The 18,476-nt window shown below is 53.0% G+C and carries 13 protein-coding genes; 7 read left to right on the top strand and 6 right to left on the bottom strand.

Features of this window, described 5'->3' with window-relative positions:
- Position 1 precedes the first annotated feature (1 nt).
- Complete coding sequence (locus tag EOS97_RS02085) at positions 2–358, bottom strand: ArsC family reductase (RefSeq protein WP_000631923.1); 357 nt, start codon at positions 356–358, stop codon at positions 2–4.
- Positions 359–770: 412 nt separating this feature from the next.
- Here EOS97_RS02085 and ypfM point away from each other — a divergent pair, with 412 nt between their 5' ends.
- On the top strand, positions 771–830 hold the full coding sequence (gene ypfM / locus EOS97_RS02080; RefSeq protein ID WP_001386977.1) for a protein YpfM: 60 nt from the start codon (positions 771–773) through the stop codon (positions 828–830).
- Positions 831–931: 101 nt separating this feature from the next.
- On the opposite strand, the gene acrD is transcribed toward ypfM, so the two are convergent.
- Together acrD and narQ are read right to left on the bottom strand one after the other, a co-directional pair.
- On the bottom strand, positions 932–4,045 hold the full coding sequence (acrD, locus tag EOS97_RS02075) for a multidrug efflux RND transporter permease AcrD (RefSeq protein ID WP_001263055.1): 3,114 nt from the start codon (positions 4,043–4,045) through the stop codon (positions 932–934).
- 184 nt (positions 4,046–4,229) lie between these two features.
- Positions 4,230–5,930, bottom strand: a complete 1,701-nt coding sequence (narQ, locus tag EOS97_RS02070) for a nitrate/nitrite two-component system sensor histidine kinase NarQ (protein WP_000216812.1) — start codon at positions 5,928–5,930, stop codon at positions 4,230–4,232.
- A 185-nt stretch (positions 5,931–6,115) separates the two neighbouring features.
- Here narQ and aegA point away from each other — a divergent pair, with 185 nt between their 5' ends.
- On the top strand, positions 6,116–8,077 hold the full coding sequence (gene aegA / locus EOS97_RS02065; RefSeq protein ID WP_001078943.1) for a formate-dependent uric acid utilization protein AegA: 1,962 nt from the start codon (positions 6,116–6,118) through the stop codon (positions 8,075–8,077).
- A gap of 448 nt (positions 8,078–8,525) precedes the next feature.
- Here the strand turns inward: aegA and pbp4b are convergent, their stop codons facing one another.
- Entirely contained in the window at positions 8,526–9,824 is a 1,299-nt protein-coding gene (gene pbp4b / locus EOS97_RS02060; RefSeq protein ID WP_127836110.1) for a penicillin binding protein PBP4B, read from the bottom strand.
- Positions 9,825–10,027: 203 nt separating this feature from the next.
- Here pbp4b and nudK point away from each other — a divergent pair, with 203 nt between their 5' ends.
- From nudK to EOS97_RS02045, 3 genes are all read left to right on the top strand, one after another.
- Entirely contained in the window at positions 10,028–10,603 is a 576-nt protein-coding gene (gene nudK / locus EOS97_RS02055; protein ID WP_000084033.1) for a GDP-mannose pyrophosphatase NudK, read from the top strand.
- Between the two features lie 124 nt (positions 10,604–10,727).
- Positions 10,728–11,771: a DUF1176 domain-containing protein gene (locus tag EOS97_RS02050; RefSeq protein ID WP_001270674.1), complete on the top strand. Its 1,044-nt coding sequence runs from the start codon at positions 10,728–10,730 to the stop codon at positions 11,769–11,771.
- Between the two features lie 127 nt (positions 11,772–11,898).
- Positions 11,899–12,129, top strand: a complete 231-nt coding sequence (locus EOS97_RS02045; protein ID WP_000700635.1) for a hypothetical protein — start codon at positions 11,899–11,901, stop codon at positions 12,127–12,129.
- Positions 12,130–12,191: 62 nt separating this feature from the next.
- On the opposite strand, the gene tkt is transcribed toward EOS97_RS02045, so the two are convergent.
- Positions 12,192–14,192, bottom strand: a complete 2,001-nt coding sequence (gene tkt, locus EOS97_RS02040; RefSeq protein ID WP_000087326.1) for a transketolase — start codon at positions 14,190–14,192, stop codon at positions 12,192–12,194.
- Between the two features lie 19 nt (positions 14,193–14,211).
- Entirely contained in the window at positions 14,212–15,162 is a 951-nt protein-coding gene (tal, locus tag EOS97_RS02035) for a transaldolase (RefSeq protein ID WP_001072442.1), read from the bottom strand.
- Between the two features lie 271 nt (positions 15,163–15,433).
- Here tal and maeB point away from each other — a divergent pair, with 271 nt between their 5' ends.
- Together maeB and eutS are read left to right on the top strand one after the other, a co-directional pair.
- Complete coding sequence (maeB, locus tag EOS97_RS02030; protein WP_000344299.1) at positions 15,434–17,713, top strand: NADP-dependent oxaloacetate-decarboxylating malate dehydrogenase; 2,280 nt, start codon at positions 15,434–15,436, stop codon at positions 17,711–17,713.
- Between the two features lie 416 nt (positions 17,714–18,129).
- On the top strand, positions 18,130–18,465 hold the full coding sequence (eutS, locus tag EOS97_RS02025) for an ethanolamine utilization microcompartment protein EutS (RefSeq protein ID WP_001031445.1): 336 nt from the start codon (positions 18,130–18,132) through the stop codon (positions 18,463–18,465).
- Positions 18,466–18,476: the final 11 nt, after the last annotated feature.

The raw sequence follows: 18,476 nt of genomic DNA, 5'->3' as shown, positions 1-18,476 counted from the left end.
ACTACACCTCATCAAAAAACTGCTGATAACGGGATTCACTGAAACCAAGCAGCATAGGCTTCCCGGGCGCGCAGAGCAATGGGCGTTTGATGATTGCCGGCTGTTCAACCATGAGAGCAGCGGCGGAGTCGGCATCGGTAATCCCGCTGCGGTCGCCTTCATCCAGTTTGCGCCATGTTGTGCCGCGCGTATTCAGTAAAGGCTGCCAGCCGAGTTCGGCAATAAAGGTATTAAGAAGAGGGAGGTCTATGCCATCCACACGGTAATCGTGAAAACGATAATCAATGCCATGCTCCTCCAGCCAACGGCGCGCTTTTTTGATCGTGTCGCAATTCTTAATGCCATAGAGGGTAATCATATTGAATCCTTTAACGCGAAATTCGAATAAATAATCAATAGTATCGTCTGCGGGATAATAAGTGTGGCTGTTAATGGTTATTTATCCAGCGCTGATCGGCAATCAATATAACATTGTTGAGTGAATGTGAATAATGATTCCAAAACGTTCCAGATGTGGCTTGTTTATAATTCGCGAGGAAAATCCTATTTTGCGCACATGCAATTGATTGTTTTTTAACCCGATTTGATAAAGTAGTAGAAAAGGTATTAATGTTGCTAAATATTGCAGTAAGTCACATAAAATTTACGGCTACAGCGCCATAGTAATATCATAGACAGCGTAACCAGAGGATATCGCAACAATCGGTTAAATGAACTTCTCTCTATACCGCTAACTACGTAGAATACCCATAATAATAAGAGAGGCTATTATGATTGAACGTGAACTGGGGAACTGGAAAGATTTTATCGAAGTCATGCTTCGTAAATAAATGCCTGGAAGGCACCGCGCTCCCATAGGGGATAAGAAAAGGCGACTCAACGAAAGTCGCCTTTTTTGTGCCCGACACCTCGTATCAGGCTGGCCGGGAGCTTATTCCGGGCGCGGCTTCAGCGGGAAGCGGCGACGTATCAGCACGAAAAACAGGGGTACAAAGAAGATAGCCAGAATGGTTGCTGAGATCATTCCCCCCATCACGCCGGTTCCGACAGCATGTTGGCTACCCGAGCCTGCCCCGGTGCTGGTGGCCATCGGCAATACGCCAAAGATAAACGCCAGCGAAGTCATCAGTATCGGTCGCAGGCGCTGGCGGCTGGCGTACAGCGTGGCGTCTAACAGCGCGTGTCCCTTCTGATTCATTTCGTTGGCGAATTCCACAATCAGAATCGCGTTTTTCGCCGAGAGGCCGATAACGGTCAACAGCCCCACCTGGAAGTAAACATCGTTTTCCAGCCCGCGCATCCAGGTAGCGAGTAGCGCGCCAATGACGCCGAGCGGCACAACCAGCATCACCGAGAAGGGCACCGACCAGCTTTCATACAATGCCGCCAGACACAGGAAGACGACTAATAGCGAAATAGCGTACAGCGCGGGCGCCTGCGCGCCGGAGAGCCGTTCCTGGTAAGACATGGCTGTCCATTCCAGGCCAAAACCGCCCGGTAGCTGATGCACCAACGACTCCATGACATCCATCGCCGTCCCGGTACTGACCCCCGGCGCGGCCTCTCCGACAATTTCTACCGCCGAATAGCCGTTATAGCGTTCCAGACGCGGCGATCCGGTTTCCCAGCGCGAGGTGGCGAAGGCGGAGAAGGGGACCATGCCGCCGTCTTTGTTACGGACATACCAAAGATTAATATCATCCGGCAACATACGATATTTCGCTGCGGCCTGAACATAGACCTTCTTCACGCGGCCCCGGTCCATAAAGTCGTTGACGTAGCTCGATCCCCAGGCTGTTTGCAGGGTGTCGTTGATATCGTCAATCGATACGCCCAGCGCCTGCGCTTTTCGTTGGTCAATATCAATTTGCAGTTGCGGGCTGTCGTCCAGGCCGTTGTGGCGCACGCGGGTCAAGGAACTGTTTTTCCCGGCCAGCTCAATGAGTTGATCTCGTGCGGCCATCAGCGCGTCATGGCCTGCTCCGGCGTGATCCTGTAATTCCATATCAAAACCGGCGGAGCTGCCCAGACCGCTAATTGCCGGCGGGCTGCTGGCGAAGACGCGAGCTTCTTTAATCTGGTTAAATGCTTTTGTCGCCCGCTCAATAATGGCGAACGAGGAGCCGGTGGTGGGATCGCGCGCGTCCCAGTCTTTCAAGCGAACAAACATGCGCGCGACGTTTTGCCCGTTCCCGCCAGGGCCGGAACCGACCGTCGAGAAGACCGACATAATGTTGTCTTTCTCATGGGTGAAGTAATAGTTTTCAACCTTTTCAACGACTTTCAGGGTCTGCTGTTGCGTAGAACCGCTCGGTAGCTGGATAGACGTAGTGAACATGCCCCGATCTTCCTGCGGCAGAAAGGAGGTGGGGAGGCGCAAAAACAGGAACACCATGCCGCCAAGCAACAGAACATAAATCAGAATCCAGCGCAGGCTGCGATGCAAAATTTTCGCTACGCCTTTCTCATAACGTTCGGCATTACGATTGAAGGTACGGTTAAACCAGCCGAAAAATCCGCGTTGCCCGTGCTGCTCGCCTTTGTGCAGCGGTTTTAATAACGTTGCACACAACGCTGGCGTCAGGATCATGGCGACCAGCACCGACAGCACCATTGCCGAGACAATAGTAATAGAAAACTGACGATAAATCGCCCCGGTGGTACCGCCAAAGAACGCCATCGGCACGAATACCGCAGACAGCACCATCGCGATACCGACCAGCGCCCCCTGGATTTGTCCCATGGATTTGCGCGTCGCTTCACGCGGCGTGAGCCCTTCTTCGCTCATGATACGTTCGACGTTTTCCACCACCACGATGGCATCGTCGACCAGGAGCCCGATCGCCAGCACCATCGCGAACATGGTTAATGTGTTAATACTGTAGCCGAACGCGTAAAGCACAGAGAAGGTGCCCATTAATACTACCGGCACGGCGATCGTCGGAATCAGCGTGGCGCGAAAGTTTTGCAGGAACAGGTACATCACCAGGAAAACCAGCGCGATAGCCTCCAGCAACGTTTTGACCACATCGATAATCGAGGCTTTGACAAAGGAGGTGGTCTCATACGCGATCTTGTATTCCAGCCCTTGAGGGAAGTACTGCGCCAGCTCGTTGAGGCGATCCAGCACCAGCTTCGCGGTCGCCATTTCGTTCGCGCCGGAAGCCAGCTTAACGCCAAGACCGGAAGCCGGCTTGCCGTTAAAACGGCTGAGGTAGTCATATTTTTCCGCCCCCAGCTCCACGGTGGCGACATCGCCCAGTTTGACCTCGGAACCGTCCTGATTAACGCGCAGGGTGATATCGCGAAATTGTTGCGGCGTTTGCAGCAGCGACTGTGCATTAATGGTGGCGTTCAGCGCCTGCTTGTCGACCGAAGGCGTACCGCCAAGCTGCCCGACGGCGATTTGCGCATTCTGCGACTCAATTGCATCGGTCACGTCTTTCGCGGTCATCTGAAAACTATTCAATTTGGCCGGATCGAGCCAGATACGCATAGAGTACTGTGAACCATAAGCGTCAATATCGCCGACGCCGTTGACGCGGCTGAGCGGGTCCTGAATATTACTGGCGACGTAGTCGGCGATATCCTGCTTGTCCATAGAACCGTCGGTAGAGACGAAAGCGATGGTCAAAATATTGGTATCGCCCGTTTTGCGTACCGTGACGCCTTGATCCTGTACCGCCTGCGGCAGTTTACGCATCGCGGACTGTAACTGGTTTTGCACCTGCTGAACCGCCTCATCAGGATCGGTTCCCGCAATAAAGCTCAGGGTGATGGTCGCCTGTCCGGTTCCGCTGCTTTGTGATGACATGTACATCAGATTATCGAGGCCCGTCATATTCTGCTCAATAACCTGGGTTACGGTATTTTCCAGCGTTTGCGCCGACGCTCCCGGATAATTCGCGGTAATACGTACGTTGGGCGGCGCCAGATCGGGATATTGTTCAACAGGTAAAGAGAAAATGGCTAACGCCCCTGTCAGACACAACAGGATAGCCAGCACCCAGGCAAAAATGGGGCGATCGATAAAAAAATTCGCCATTAAAGGGAAACCTCGTGTTTCTACATATCGTTATAGATTTGAACTGCTTCACTGTAGCGGCAAGCTACGAGCCAAACGTGGAGAAATAAAGGAGATAATGTAAATTATCATGCGCTTTTACAGCATACTTTTTGTGCCAACGCCGGAAAGCCTGACATCTGGCCTTCCGGCGATTTGCCGTTCTTTACGTTAACTGACTCTCTTCCTTGTTGGAGGAGCGAAAACTGATACTGACCAGTGTGCCGCCGCCGGAGGGTTGCGAAAAATTCAGCGTGCCGCCAAGGCGCTCCGCGCGCTCACGCATTATATTCAGACCATAGTGTCCGGCAGGCTCATGGGGTTCGCCGATACCAATGCCATTATCGCGAATATAAACGGTATGATCGCCGTCAGGCGCGGTGACGCAGCTCACGGCGATTTCGCTCGCGTTGGCGTGTTTAATGGCGTTCAGGACCGCTTCGCGCACAATTTGCAACAAATGCACCTGCATTTGCGCATCCAGCGCCAGCGTGGGTAAACGGCAATCCAACGTGAGTTTGGCCGGGGTCTGACTCTGTAAATCTTCCAGCATCTCATGCAATGCGGAGGGTAAATCGGCCTGCTGTAACGTCAGACGGAACGTGGTGAGTAGCTCGCGAAGCTGACGGTAGGCGTCGTTCAGCGCTCTGGAAAAATCCGCCATGATGCTTTGCGCGCCGGCGTTATCCTCAGGAATAGCGCGCTTCAAAAGCGTTAACTGAATACGTAAATAAGAAAGTACCTGCGCCAGCGAATCGTGTAGCTCACGGGCAATCGTCGCGCGCTCTTCCATTAACAAAAGTTGCTGGAAGTGTTTTTGCGCCTGATTAAAGTACAAACCACGCCCCAGCATCGTGGAGACGCTGTTCAGCAGCGGCGTAGAGGCATTAACGTTGGGGCTTTGCCAGTGGAGTTCGCCATAGACCGTGTCCTGCATCGTCACTGGCAGCATTTGCATCGGCAGGTCGGGGCTTTGCATGCCTTCGCTAATCCGCCAGTTATCGCCCACGGTTAACTCCAGATACCAGGCGGCGTCATGTTCACGGACAATTTGCAAAATATGGCGAAAACAGTGGACATCGATTTGGCTGGTATTCAGCGCCTGGGAGCACTGGTATAACACCTCCAGGCGGCGATGCGCTTCGTGCAGATCGTGCGTTTTTTCTTCCACCGAGGCTTCCAGCGAACGGTAAAGTTTATGCAGCTCGCTCGACATCTGACTAAACGTTTTCGCCAACAATCCCAGCTCATTGGGTAAGCTGGTATCCAGCGGCAGCGGGGCGAACTGACCATGTTCAATACGCTGACTGGCGGTGACCAGTTGATTCAGCGGACGAACGACCTGCTGGCGAATACGCCGTAGGGTAAAAAAGACCAGCGTAAATATGCCGATACCGCCCGCCAGCGATATGGCGACGACCAGCATGACTTTACGCTCGGCGTAATGCTGTAACGCCAGAACGAAGAGATCAATTTGATCGACATAATTGTTGATATTGGTCTGATACCAGGCAATGTCGCCGTCCTGTAGGCGGCTATTCATCTCCAGCCAGTTGGCGTGCAGGCGCGCGTAGCGAGTTTTCACCGCCTGCGGCACATACCAGGCGTTGAGATTTTGCAGTACCGGCGAGTTGAGCGCGTGCTGGAAAAGTTGACGATGCGCATTAATCTGCGGGCTACGGCTTTGCAGATCGTAACCCAGCCGATAGCTCTGCATTCGTAGCGAACCAGCGATATTGATCGCTTCGGCATCCCGTAAACTGCTGGTCAGCGTCAGTAATGCGCTGCCGGTGGACAGAATAGACAACAGCACAATATAGAAAAAAGCCTTAGCCAGACTGGCTGAGACCGGGCGTTTAACCGTCACGCTGGCACTCCCCGCATTTAGCTGAATCGCAATTGCATTTGCTTTGAAATAAATTGATCTGCCACAGGTTCTGGACAGATAGTTGTGCTTCCTGGGCAGATGAACATTGCCGACCCCGCCTTCGTCAGTTAATAACAATGCTCATATAAAGAATAAGGTTTTTACAACCAAAACAGAAGGATGCCATGAATCGTTTTATTATGGCCAATAGCCAGCAGTGTCTGGGCTGCCATGCCTGCGAGGTCGCCTGCGTAATGGCTCACAATGATGAGCGACATGTCCTGACGTCACAGCGCTATCAGCCCCGAATTACTGTCATTAAACATCAGCACCAGCGCAGCGCAGTCACATGTCACCATTGCGAAGATGCGCCCTGCGCCCGTAGCTGTCCGAACGGCGCGATCGCGCATATTAACGACAGCGTGCAGGTCAATGCGCAGAAGTGCATCGGCTGTAAATCCTGCGTCGTCGCCTGCCCATTCGGCACCATGCAGATGGTATTAACGCCCGTCGCGCCAAACCAGTTCAAAGCCAGCGCGCATAAATGCGATCTGTGTCAGGGACGTGAACAGGGTCCGGCCTGTGTGGAAAATTGCCCGGCGGATGCGCTGCAATTGGTCACCGAAGACTCGTTGACCCGTCTGGCTAAAACGCGACGGCTGCGTACCGCCCGGCAGGAGATTCGCCCCTGGCATACCGTGGATACACAACACAGTGGGACAGCAAGCAGCAAAGTCGAGCGTATGCAGGCGACGCCGCCGCGCGGCGAACCGGATAAACTGGCGATTGAAGCGCGTAAAACCACCTTTGAGGAAATTTATCTGCCGTTTCGCGCCGCGCAGGCGGAGCGTGAAGCGGCCCGCTGCCTCACATGCGGGGAACACAGTATCTGCGAATGGACCTGTCCGCTGCATAACCATATTCCCCAGTGGATCGAACTGGTGAAAGCCGGCGATATTGATGCGGCGGTAGAGCTTTCTCACCAGACCAACTGCCTGCCGGAAATTACCGGGCGCGTCTGTCCGCAGGACCGGCTATGCGAAGGCGCGTGTACACTCCGCGATGAGTATGGCGCGGTTACCATCGGCAACATTGAGCGCTATATCTCCGATCGCGCTCTGAGCAAAGGCTGGCGTCCCGACCTGTCGGACGTACAGAAGAGCGACAAGCGCGTGGCGATTATCGGCGCGGGGCCGGCAGGTCTTGCCTGCGCTGACGTGCTGGCGCGCCATGGCGTAAGCGCCACCGTCTACGATCGCCATCCGGAAATCGGCGGTTTGCTCACCTTTGGTATTCCGGCTTTCAAACTGGATAAATCTCTGCTGGCGCGCCGTCGGGAAATCTTCAGCGCGATGGGGATTCGTTTCGAGCTTAACTGCGAAGTAGGGAAAGATATTTCTCTGGAGACGCTGCTGGAGAGTTATGACGCCGTCTTTGTCGGGGTAGGAACCTACCGTTCCATGAAGGCTGATTTACCGAATGAAGACGCGCCGGGGGTATATGATGCGTTGCCATTCCTCATCGCCAATACCAAACAGGTGATGGGGCTTCCGGCGTTGCCTGACGAGCCGTTTATTGATACTGCGGGTCTTAACGTGGTTGTGCTGGGCGGCGGTGACACCGCAATGGACTGCGTACGTACGGCGCTGCGTCATGGCGCTGCCAACGTCACCTGCGCTTATCGCCGCGATGAGACCAATATGCCGGGGTCGAAAAAAGAGGTGAAAAACGCGCGGGAAGAGGGCGCGAACTTTGAATTTAACGTTCAGCCGGTTGAGTTGGTGCTGGATACGCACGGGCGCGCCAGCGGTATTCGCTTTTTGCGTACGCGGCTTGGCGAACCGGATGGTCAGGGGCGACGCCGCCCGGTACCTGTACCGGACAGCGAGTTCGTGATGCCGGCGGATGCGGTCATTATGGCGTTTGGTTTTCATCCGCATGGTATGTCGTGGCTGGAATCGCATGGCGTGAAGGTGGATAACTGGGGACGTATTGCCGCCAGCGTCGAGAGCGAGTTTCGTTACCAGACGTCCAACCCGAAAATTTTCGCCGGCGGCGATGCGGTGCGCGGCGCCGATCTGGTGGTGACGGCGATGGCAGAAGGCCGACATGCTGCGCAGGGGATACTCGACTGGTTAGCTAAATAAGCGTATTTGTAGGCCGGTTAAGGCCTGGAACGGTTAAATGATTGAGTGATAAAAAATCTTAAACTTATTGGCTAACCTTACTCCGTTTGCAGAAATGTTGACGCTCGCAGGGCTGGACGCCCTGCGATAAACATTTTTCCGTCGGGTCGACGTTTAACAGGCCTGATGAGGCCAATCTTAGTATTGAAAATAGAGTGTAAATTGAAGGAAGGGACGCTATCAGAATCCCTTCTTAGAGCCTATCCCATTAGGGCTATTTTACTTGCCATTTTGGTCCTGGGTAGTGCTCGCCAAAACGCGTTAGCGTTTTGAACGCCGCTTGCGGCGGCCCGAAGGGCGAGCGTAGCGAGTCAAACCTCACGTACTACGTGTACGCTCCGGTTTTTGCGCGCTGTCCGTGTCCAAACTGGCTGCGCCAATAACGCCTGGTGGGACAGGCTCTTAATTTTTATTTTAAGGAACCATATATCTGGTCAACAATCCAGCCATACGTCGCCGCAGGTAATAATCCACTGACAAAAACATTCGGATTTACTTTAGGATTTGCTACCGGCGAGTGCGGCCTGTTACCTAAAATCACAATCGCCATATGATTAACCGGATCGATAGACGTCAGCGTTCCGGTCCATCCGGTATGTCCATATGTTTGTGGACTGGCTAATACCCCGAACGTGGGGGTCATTGAGGCGTTGCCGTTAACGCGCCACCCCAGACCAAAGGTAGCGTCTTCTGGCGAGCGTCGAGTAAACTGCGCAACCGTTTTGTCGTCGAATAGCTTCACGTTACCGTAGCCGCCCCCATTGAGCATGACTTGCATTAACACAGCTATATCATGGGTGTCAGAAAACAGTCCGGCGTGTCCTGAAACGCCGCCCATTGAGTACCAGGCTTTTTCATCATGCACCTGGCCCCATAGTGTATTGGTGCGAATATTGGGGAAATGAATCACGCCGTCACGCGTATTGCCGTGTAGTTCCGTTGCGGCGATTTGCGGCGGCGTGAAGCCTTTCATCAGCGGGTTAAAGACGGTATGTTTTAATCCGAGCGGTTTATAAATGGTGGTTTCGACGTAGCAATCTAATGGCATTGCCGTTATCGATTCAATGATAAAACCAAGAATCATATAATCCACGTCGCTGTAGATATGCTTCGACCCAGGTTGATATTCCAGCGGTGTCTTTTTAATCATCTCCAGAGTAGTGCTTTTACTCTGTGAAAATAATTTACCGGCGACGTTTTTATTGGGATATTGTGGGTCGGCAGGAAAGCCCGCGACGTGATGAAGAATATCAATAATGCGGAGTTTATCTTTGCCTTTTATTTTATCCCCAGGCATATCCTTAAAGCCGGGGATGTATTTTGATACCAAATCATTGACATCTATTTTTCCTTCATACACTAGTTTTTGCAATGCAAAGTTAGTGGCATACATTTTTGTGTTTGAAGCCAGGTCATACATCGTGTTAGTGGTCGCCCTAATGGGATGGGCTAACAGCGTGGAACCGTCATATTTTTTAGCATAGCCCCAGGATTTTTGTAGAACAATATGATTATCTTTTATCACCAGAAGATTGATGCTGGGATATCCGGCATCAATTTGATTTTGAATCCAGCCATCAAGTCGGTGAAGTTTTTGGCTATCAAACCCCACCTGATCAGGGCTCGCGATGGTCAATACCGGATACTCAACGGCAAAAGCTGAAAGGGAAAACGTCAGTAGAACCGTCGCAACGAGAGTAAATTTCATGATGATTCCCTCAGTCTCACTCCGGCCGTCAAATCATATCGCGAGCATGGACTCTGCGGCCCGGAGAAGCAGAATATGGTCATGGCAGTGACAGAAAAATATGGCTGTACATCCGTTCAGTCGGCATTAAGGATTAACCCTTCAGCAGACAAAACCGACCTCACGGCGTAATATTAATGCTCTTTTTACACCCTGGAGCCAGCATGTCGCAAACCATTACGCTTATTAAGGATAAAATTCTTTCTGATAATTATTTTACTCTGCGCAACATTACCTATGACCTGACCCGTCGTAATGGCGAGGTTATCCGTCACAAGCGTGAGGTTTACGATCGCGGGAATGGCGCAACCATTCTGCTTTACAACTCAACTAAAAAAACCGTGCTTCTGGTTCGTCAGTTTCGCGTGGCGACATGGGTCAACGGTAATCAAGACGGTATGTTAATTGAAACCTGCGCTGGCCTGCTTGATAACGACGAGCCGGAGGTCTGTATCCGTAAAGAGGCCATTGAAGAGACAGGGTATGACGTTGGTGAGGTACGCAAGATATTTGAGCTGTATATGTCGCCAGGCGGCGTCACGGAGCTGATTCATTTCTTCATTGCCGAATATCATGATAGCGAGCGCGCCAGCATCGGCGGCGGCGTGGAGGATGAAGAGATTGAGGTGCTTGAACTGCCGTTTTCCCGGGCGCTGGAAATGGTGCGCTCAGGCGAGATTCGGGACGGTAAGACCGTGTTATTGCTTAACTATTTACAGACGTCTCATCTAATGGACTGAAAAAAAAGAAATATATTTCTTTACACAAAAAAGACCAATCCGATAAATCTGATTGAGAACCCTGAGGCGCGCAAGGAAGATACCGCCTTAGCTGTGTTGTTCTGAATCTGGGGTTGTTCCGTTCATGCGCTACCGCGTTATTCTTTTTTGTCTGTTTGGCCTGTTGCCGGTCCAGCTACTGTGGGCTGCGCCAGCGCAACGGACTTTTTCCGACTGGCAGGTCACCTGCAATAACCAAAATTTTTGCGTAGCGCGCAATACTGGCGAACATCATGGGCTGGTGATGACATTAAGCCGCAGCGCCGGGGCGCGTACCGATGCGGTACTGCGTATCGACCGCGGCGGTTTGGCGCCGCCCGACGCTAAAGAAGCCGCAATTGCGCCTCGCTTATTGCTGGATGGCAAACCGCTTTCGTTCAACAGTCCACACTGGCGCGTGTCGCCCTGGCATCTCATGACCGGCGATCCTGCCACCATCACCGCATTTTTACAGACGATTCAGGATGCGCAGGCCATCACCTTAAAAAACGGCGTTCAGACGCTTTCGCTGGCGGGATTAAAAGCGGCATTACTGTTTATCGACGCGCAACAAAAACGTGTGGGCAGCGAAACCGCCTGGATTGAAAAAGGAAACGAACCGCCGCTCAGCGTGCCCCCGGCACCGGCATTAAAGGGGATCGCCGTGATTAATCCAACGCCCGTACCGCTGAGTGAGGAAGAACGCGACGATCTGCTGGACTACGCAGCATGGCGGGTAAACGGCATTCGTTGTTCGCTTGACCCGCTGCGTCGCGAGACGCAGGTCAGCGCGTTGACGGATGATAAAGCGTTATTGATTGTTAACTGCGAAGCCGGCGCCTATAACACTATTGATCTCGCCTGGGTAGTTTCACGCAAAAAAACGCGCGTCTCGCGCGCCGTACGTTTGCGGCTGCCGTTTAATCGCGGCGTCGAAAGTAATGACATGGAGTTGATGAACGCCTTCTTTGACGAGAAAACGCGCGAGCTGGTGACGTTGGCGAAAGGGCGGGGGTTAACCGACTGTGGTATCCAGACGCGCTGGCGCTATGATGGCGATCGTTTTCGTCTGGTACGTTATGCCGAAGAACCGAGCTGCGATAACTGGCACGGGCCGGATGCCTGGCCTACGCTGTGGATCACGCGTTGAATCCTGGTTGTTATCCCCTTTTCAGAATAGGGATACACCTATTGAGGTTTCATTTATGGTATAGAGATTGCTACGTTACGGTAGGATTGTTACTTTACCCGATAGCCTCACCACAGCAGGAAATAGTATGAAAATAAATAATGGCCCCGTATTATGCCCCCATTGTGGCTGCCTGAGCGCTTATTATGAAATAGATCGACTGGCGGCGATAAGAGAAAAAGTGAATAAAGAAGGCGGATCAGCGGCGTGGGATTCAACATTACAGGCGCATAAAAAAAAGGCCTTTTGCCTGATGTGCCATAAATCCATTGATGAGGTCGTCATCGGGCAGTCAGATGCGCCTGAGTCTACGAAGTAATTTTGCACAGCCTACAGAACAGGTCTGCAGACTGCGCAAAGTCTGTGTTGCTAACGCTCGCCTTAGCCTTTGATGTTCAGCACCCGGCGGGCTTTTTCCACAATATTTTCCACGGTAAAGCCAAAATACGGGAACAGTTTGTCAGCCGGGGCGGATTCACCGTATCCCGTCATGCCGATAATTGCGCCTTTTAGGCCAACATATTTATACCAGTAGTCGGCTATACCGGCTTCCACCGCGACGCGGGCGGTCACGTGCGCCGGTAGCACTGATTCGCGATATGCCTCGTCCTGCGCATCGAAAATATCCGTTGAAGGCAACGACACCACGCGAACGTTATGCCCCTCGCCAGTCAATTTTTCCGCCGCCTGTAGGGTAATTTCCATTTCCGATCCGGTAGCGATCAGAATGATATCCGGCTTGCCGCCGCTATCTTTCAGAATATAACCGCCGCGGGCAATCGCTTTCACCTGTTCCGGCGTGCGTTCCACCTGCGCCAGATTCTGCCGCGAGAGAATCAGCGCCGTCGGCCCGTGCTGACGTTCAATGGCCAGCTTCCAGCCGACCGCCGCCTCAACCTGATCGCAGGGACGCCAGGTGCTGAAGTTTGGCGTTAAGCGCAGGCTCGCCAGTTGTTCCACGGCCTGGTGCGTCGGGCCATCTTCGCCCAAACCGATGGAGTCGTGGGTATAGACCATAATCTGCCGGGCTTTCATTAAGGCCGCCATACGCGCCGCGTTACGCGCATATTCGACAAACATCAGAAACGTGGCGGTATACGGTACAAAGCCGCCGTGGTGGGCGATGCCGTTGGCAATGGCGGTCATGCCGAATTCGCGCACGCCATAGTGGATATAATTACCTGCCGGATCCTCTTTCAACGAGGTCGAACCTTTCCAGATAGTCAGGTTGCTCGGCGCCAGATCTGCCGATCCGCCCAACAGTTCCGGCAACAGGGGACCGTAGGCATTGAGCGTATTTTGCGATGCTTTACGGGTGGCGATTTTGGCCGGATTAGCCTGCAAGTCGTTAATAAATTTTTGCGTGGCGGATTCCCATGCCTCCGGCAATCCGCCGCTCATCCGGCGGGTAAACTCCGCGGCCAGCTCAGGATAAGCCTTCTCATAAGCAGCAAACTTTTCCTGCCACTGCTGCTGCGCTTTCTCGCCTTTTTCACGGCCATCCCACGCGCGGTAAATCTCTTTTGGGATCTCAAACGCCGGATGATGCCATCCCAGCTTCTGGCGGGTCAGCGCCACCTCTTCTTCGCCCAGCGCCGCGCCGTGCGACTCCTCCTTCCCGGCTTTATTCGGCGAGCCAAAACCTATCACCGTTCGACAGATAATTAGCGAAGGTTTATCTTTTACGCTCTGGGCTTCCAGAATGGCTTTTTTCACCGCCTCCGGATCGTGCCCGTCAATGTCATGCACGACATGCCAGTGGTAGGCTTCAAAACGTTTGGCGGTATCGTCGGTAAACCAGCCTTCGGTTTCGCCATCAATGGAGATGCCGTTGTGATCGTAAAAGCCGATCAGTTTGCCCAGTCCCAGCGTACCAGCCAGCGAACACACCTCATGCGAGATCCCCTCCATCAGACAGCCGTCGCCCATAAAGACATAGGTGTAGTGGTCGACAATCTCATGGTCCGGCCGGTTGAACTGTGCGCCTAACGTACGCTCGGCAATCGCCAGCCCGACGGCATTCGCCAGCCCCTGGCCCAGCGGTCCGGTGGTGGTTTCAACGCCGGGCGTATAGCCAATCTCCGGGTGACCTGGCGTTTTAGAGTGCAGTTGACGGAAGTTTTTTAGCTCCTCCAGCGGCAGGTCATAGCCGGTTAAATGCAGCAGACTATAGAGCAGCATGGAGGCGTGACCGTTGGAAAGGATAAAACGATCACGGTCATACCAGGTCGGATCGGTGGGGTTATGTTTAAGAAAATCGTTCCATAGCACTTCAGCGATATCCGCCATCCCCATCGGCGCGCCGGGGTGCCCGGAATTGGCTTTTTGAACGGCATCCATGCTCAGCGCACGAATCGCATTGGCAAGGTCTTTACGGGACATAAATCACTCCATGCAAGGTTTATAGTTTGGCGGCAAGCAGGTCTTCCAGTTTGCGCTGGTCAACGGCAAAAAGACGGATACCTTCCGACAGCTTCTCTACGGCCATCGCGTCCTGATTATGTTCCCAGCGGAACTCCGCTTCCGTCATTGGCGTAGGACGGTGGAACATCTGCGAGGAAGGCACCAGTTTACGGATTACCGGTTCTTCTTTTTCTTTCAGCTCTTTAAGCAGGTTAGGGGAGATAGTCAGTCGATCGCAGCCGGTTAGCGCGAGGATTTGCTCAGTACGGCGGAAACTTGCGCCCATCACGATGGTTTCATAGCGATGCTGTTTAAAGTAATCGTAGATATTGCGTACCGATTTCACGCCGGGATCTTCCTCCATGACATACGGCTCCAGCGGACTACGCGCCTGATACCAGTCGTAAATTCGGCCCACGAACGGAGAGATCAAATAGACGCCCGCTTCGGCGCAGGCGCGCGCCTGGGCAAAAGAGAACAACAACGTCAGGTTGCAATTAATGCCCTCTTTTTCGAGCTGCCCGGCGGCGCGGATACCTTCCCAGGTTGCGGCGAGCTTGATCAGAATGCGCGATTTATCAATACCCTGCTGCTGGTAGAGATCCACCAGATGGCGCGCTTTCTCGATACTTTTTTCTTTATCGAATGATAACCGCGCGTCGACTTCAGTGGAGACGCGACCGGGAATACTTTTCAGTATTTCCGCGCCAAAATTGACCGCCAGTTTATCGCTGGCTGCCGCAACCTGCTGTTCCTGCGTACCGCCGTGTTTTTTCCCCCAGGCAATCGCATCCTCAATCAAATGACCATACTGCTCAAGCCCGGCGGCTTTCAGCAGTAAAGAGGGATTTGTCGTGGCATCCTGCGGCTGGTAGTGGCGGATGGACTCGATGTCGCCGCTGTCGGCGACGACGGTAGTGAATTGTTTGATGCCGTCTAGCTGGTTCATAGGAAATACTCCTTGAAAAGTAAAGTGTTAGATGAGTGTGTTGATTCACACTTCTGAAAGATTGATACACTACATAACCAAAAAGCATAGCAGACAGGCATGGTATTGCTGGTATAAGCAGGTAACATGGCCGTTATAAGTTGATAACAAACTCTTGCGCCGCGTCGTGATAGTTTGCAGACCTTCAAAGTTTGTGTTGCGCAGTACGGTGATAATGTGCGGCGCACCAGGCCGCGTCACTTTTTGAACGATACGTGAAAGGAACAACAAAATGGATGAGCAGTTAAAACAAAGCGCCCTTGATTTCCACGAATTTCCGGTACCCGGTAAAATTCAGGTTTCTCCGACTAAGCCCCTTGCCACCCAACGCGATCTGGCGTTGGCTTACTCGCCAGGCGTGGCGGCGCCCTGCCTGGAAATCGAAAAAGATCCGCTGGCAGCCTACAAATACACCGCGCGCGGCAACCTTGTCGCGGTCATTTCCAACGGTACAGCGGTACTGGGGTTAGGCAACATTGGCGCGCTGGCCGGCAAGCCGGTCATGGAAGGCAAAGGCGTTCTGTTTAAAAAATTCGCCGGCATCGATGTGTTTGACATTGAAGTCGATGAGCTTGATCCGGACAAATTTATCAATGTGGTCGCAGCGCTGGAGCCGACCTTTGGCGGCATTAACCTCGAAGACATTAAAGCGCCGGAATGTTTCTATATTGAGCAGAAACTGCGCGAGCGCATGAACATCCCGGTTTTCCATGACGATCAGCACGGAACGGCGATCATCAGTACGGCCGCCATTCTTAATGGCCTGCGAGTCGTAGAGAAAAATATTTCCGACGTGCGGATGGTCGTCTCCGGCGCAGGGGCGGCGGCAATCGCTTGTATGAACCTGCTGGTCGCGTTGGGGATGCAAAAGCACAACATCGTGGTGTGCGACTCTAAGGGCGTTATTTACAAAGGCCGTGAGCCGAATATGGCGGAGACCAAAGCGGCCTATGCGGTGGACGACAGCGGCAAGCGCACGCTGGATGAGGTCATTGACGGCGCGGATATTTTCCTCGGCTGTTCAGGCCCGAAAGTGCTGACTCAGGAGATGGTGAAGAAAATGGCCCGCGCGCCAATGATTCTGGCGCTGGCTAACCCGGAACCGGAAATTCTGCCGCCGCTGGCGAAAGAAGTGCGTCCGGACGCCATTATCTGTACCGGTCGTTCCGACTATCCGAACCAGGTGAACAACGTATTGTGCTTCCCGTTTATCTTCCGCGGCGCACTGGACGTCGGCGCGACGGCGATCAACGAAGAGATGAAACTGGCGGCGGTCCGTGCGATTGCCGAGCTGGCGCACGCCGAACAGAGCGAAGTGGTGGCCTCGGCCTATGGCGATCAGGACCTGAGCTTTGGGCCGGAATACATTATTCCGAAACCGTTTGACCCGCGTCTGATTGTCAAAATCGCTCCAGCGGTCGCGAAAGCGGCAATGGATTCCGGCGTGGCGACGCGCCCGATTGCTGACTTTGATGCCTATATCGATAAACTGACCGAGTTTGTCTACAAAACTAACCTGTTCATGAAGCCGATCTTCTCGCAGGCACGCAAAGATCCGAAGCGCGTAGTGCTGCCGGAAGGGGAGGAGGCGCGCGTGCTGCACGCAACCCAGGAGTTGATAACCCTGGGGCTGGCGAAGCCCATCCTGATCGGACGTCCGAGCGTGATCGAAATGCGTATCCAGAAACTGGGGCTACAGATCAAAGCGGGCGTTGATTTCGAGATCGTGAATAATGAATCCGATCCGCGCTTCAAAGAGTACTGGAGCGAGTATTACCAGATCATGAAGCGTCGCGGGGTAACTCAGGAACAGGCGCAGCGTGCGATGATCGGCAACCATACGGCCATTGGCGCGATCATGGTGCAGCGTGGGGAAGCGGATGCGATGATCTGCGGCACCATCGGCGACTACCATGAGCATTTCAGCGTCGTGAAAGCCGTCTTTGGCTACCGTGACGGCGTGCATACGGCAGGGGCGATGAACGCCTTACTGCTGCCAAGCGGCAACACTTTTATCGCCGATACTTATGTTAACGAAGATCCCACGCCGGAACAGTTGGCGGAGATCGCCGTAATGGCGGCGGAAACCGTTCGCCGCTTTGGTATTGAGCCGAAAGTCGCGCTGTTGTCGCACTCTAACTTTGGTTCCTCAAATTCGCTGTCCGCCAGCAAAATGCGCGAAACCCTTGAGCGGGTACGCGAACGAGCGCCCGATCTGATGATTGACGGTGAGATGCACGGTGATGCGGCGTTGGTGGAAAGTATTCGTAATGACCGGATGCCGGATAGTCCGCTGAAGGGAGCCGCCAATATTCTGGTGATGCCGAATATGGAAGCCGCCCGCATTAGTTACAACTTACTCCGCGTCTCCAGCTCCGAAGGCGTCACGGTCGGCCCGGTCCTGATGGGCGTGTCTAAACCGGTACATGTATTAACGCCGATCGCCTCTGTACGTCGTATCGTGAATATGGTGGCGTTAGCGGTAGTTGAAGCGCAAACCACGCCGCTTTAATAACGCATTACTCTCTCTTCTGGCGCAGGTTCTCCTGCGCTTTTTTTATGCGCCGCTGGGCTTCGCCATGGCATGAAAGGCTCGGGTGGGGATATTCTGGAACCTATTGCGTTACCCCTACTTATTTCACTGAATCTGTACTATGCACAAATCGAGTGATACGCATTATTTTTATCAATAATAGTAATACAAAGAATAGCCAGTGGGTATTTATTGCGGAACAAGCTTAAATTCAAAATGACGCCTGAAAATGTGATGCACCACGATATTTATCGTTAACACCTTCGACAGAAGTCCCTTTTATTTTCTTCCTCTTAGTGATCTACCTCACCTTTTACATCACCTTGCCGAATTTTGTTATTTACTCCGACAAAAAATTGCCACGATGACGGCAGTTTCAGTGGAGACGGTGAGCAATGAATAAAGAACGCATTATTCAGGAATTTGTGCCGGGCAAACAGGTCACGCTGGCGCATCTCATTGCGCACCCTGGTGAAGAACTGGCGAAAAAGATCGGTGTTCCCGATGCCGGCGCGATTGGCATTATGACTTTAACGCCGGGGGAAACGGCCATGATCGCTGGCGATTTAGCGATGAAGGCTGCGGATGTACACATCGGTTTTCTCGACAGATTTAGCGGCGCGCTGGTGATTTATGGCACCGTCGGCGCAGTAGAAGAAGCGCTATTACAGACGGTCAGCGGGCTGGGGCGATTATTAAACTTTACCCTGTGTGAGTTAACAAAAAGTTAATTGGTGGCGGT

The organism is Salmonella sp. SSDFZ54 (assembly GCF_004010735.1).
GTDB classification, from domain to species: Bacteria; Pseudomonadota; Gammaproteobacteria; order Enterobacterales; family Enterobacteriaceae; genus Salmonella; species Salmonella enterica.
This window is presented reverse-complemented; position numbering and strand designations above follow the sequence as displayed.

Bases quoted from the DNA above. Each gene is read 5' to 3' on its own strand.
- aegA (WP_001078943.1), top strand. From the start codon at position 6,116: ATGAATCGTTTTATTATGGCCAATAGCCAGCAGTGTCTGGGCTGCCAT.
- tkt (WP_000087326.1), bottom strand. From the start codon at position 14,192: ATGTCCCGTAAAGACCTTGCCAATGCGATTCGTGCGCTGAGCATGGAT.
- nudK (WP_000084033.1), top strand. From the start codon at position 10,028: ATGTCGCAAACCATTACGCTTATTAAGGATAAAATTCTTTCTGATAAT.
- maeB (WP_000344299.1), top strand. From the start codon at position 15,434: ATGGATGAGCAGTTAAAACAAAGCGCCCTTGATTTCCACGAATTTCCG.
- EOS97_RS02085 (WP_000631923.1), bottom strand. From the start codon at position 358: ATGATTACCCTCTATGGCATTAAGAATTGCGACACGATCAAAAAAGCG.
- acrD (WP_001263055.1), bottom strand. From the start codon at position 4,045: ATGGCGAATTTTTTTATCGATCGCCCCATTTTTGCCTGGGTGCTGGCT.
- pbp4b (WP_127836110.1), bottom strand. From the start codon at position 9,824: ATGAAATTTACTCTCGTTGCGACGGTTCTACTGACGTTTTCCCTTTCA.
- eutS (WP_001031445.1), top strand. From the start codon at position 18,130: ATGAATAAAGAACGCATTATTCAGGAATTTGTGCCGGGCAAACAGGTC.
- tal (WP_001072442.1), bottom strand. From the start codon at position 15,162: ATGAACCAGCTAGACGGCATCAAACAATTCACTACCGTCGTCGCCGAC.
- EOS97_RS02045 (WP_000700635.1), top strand. From the start codon at position 11,899: ATGAAAATAAATAATGGCCCCGTATTATGCCCCCATTGTGGCTGCCTG.
- EOS97_RS02050 (WP_001270674.1), top strand. From the start codon at position 10,728: ATGCGCTACCGCGTTATTCTTTTTTGTCTGTTTGGCCTGTTGCCGGTC.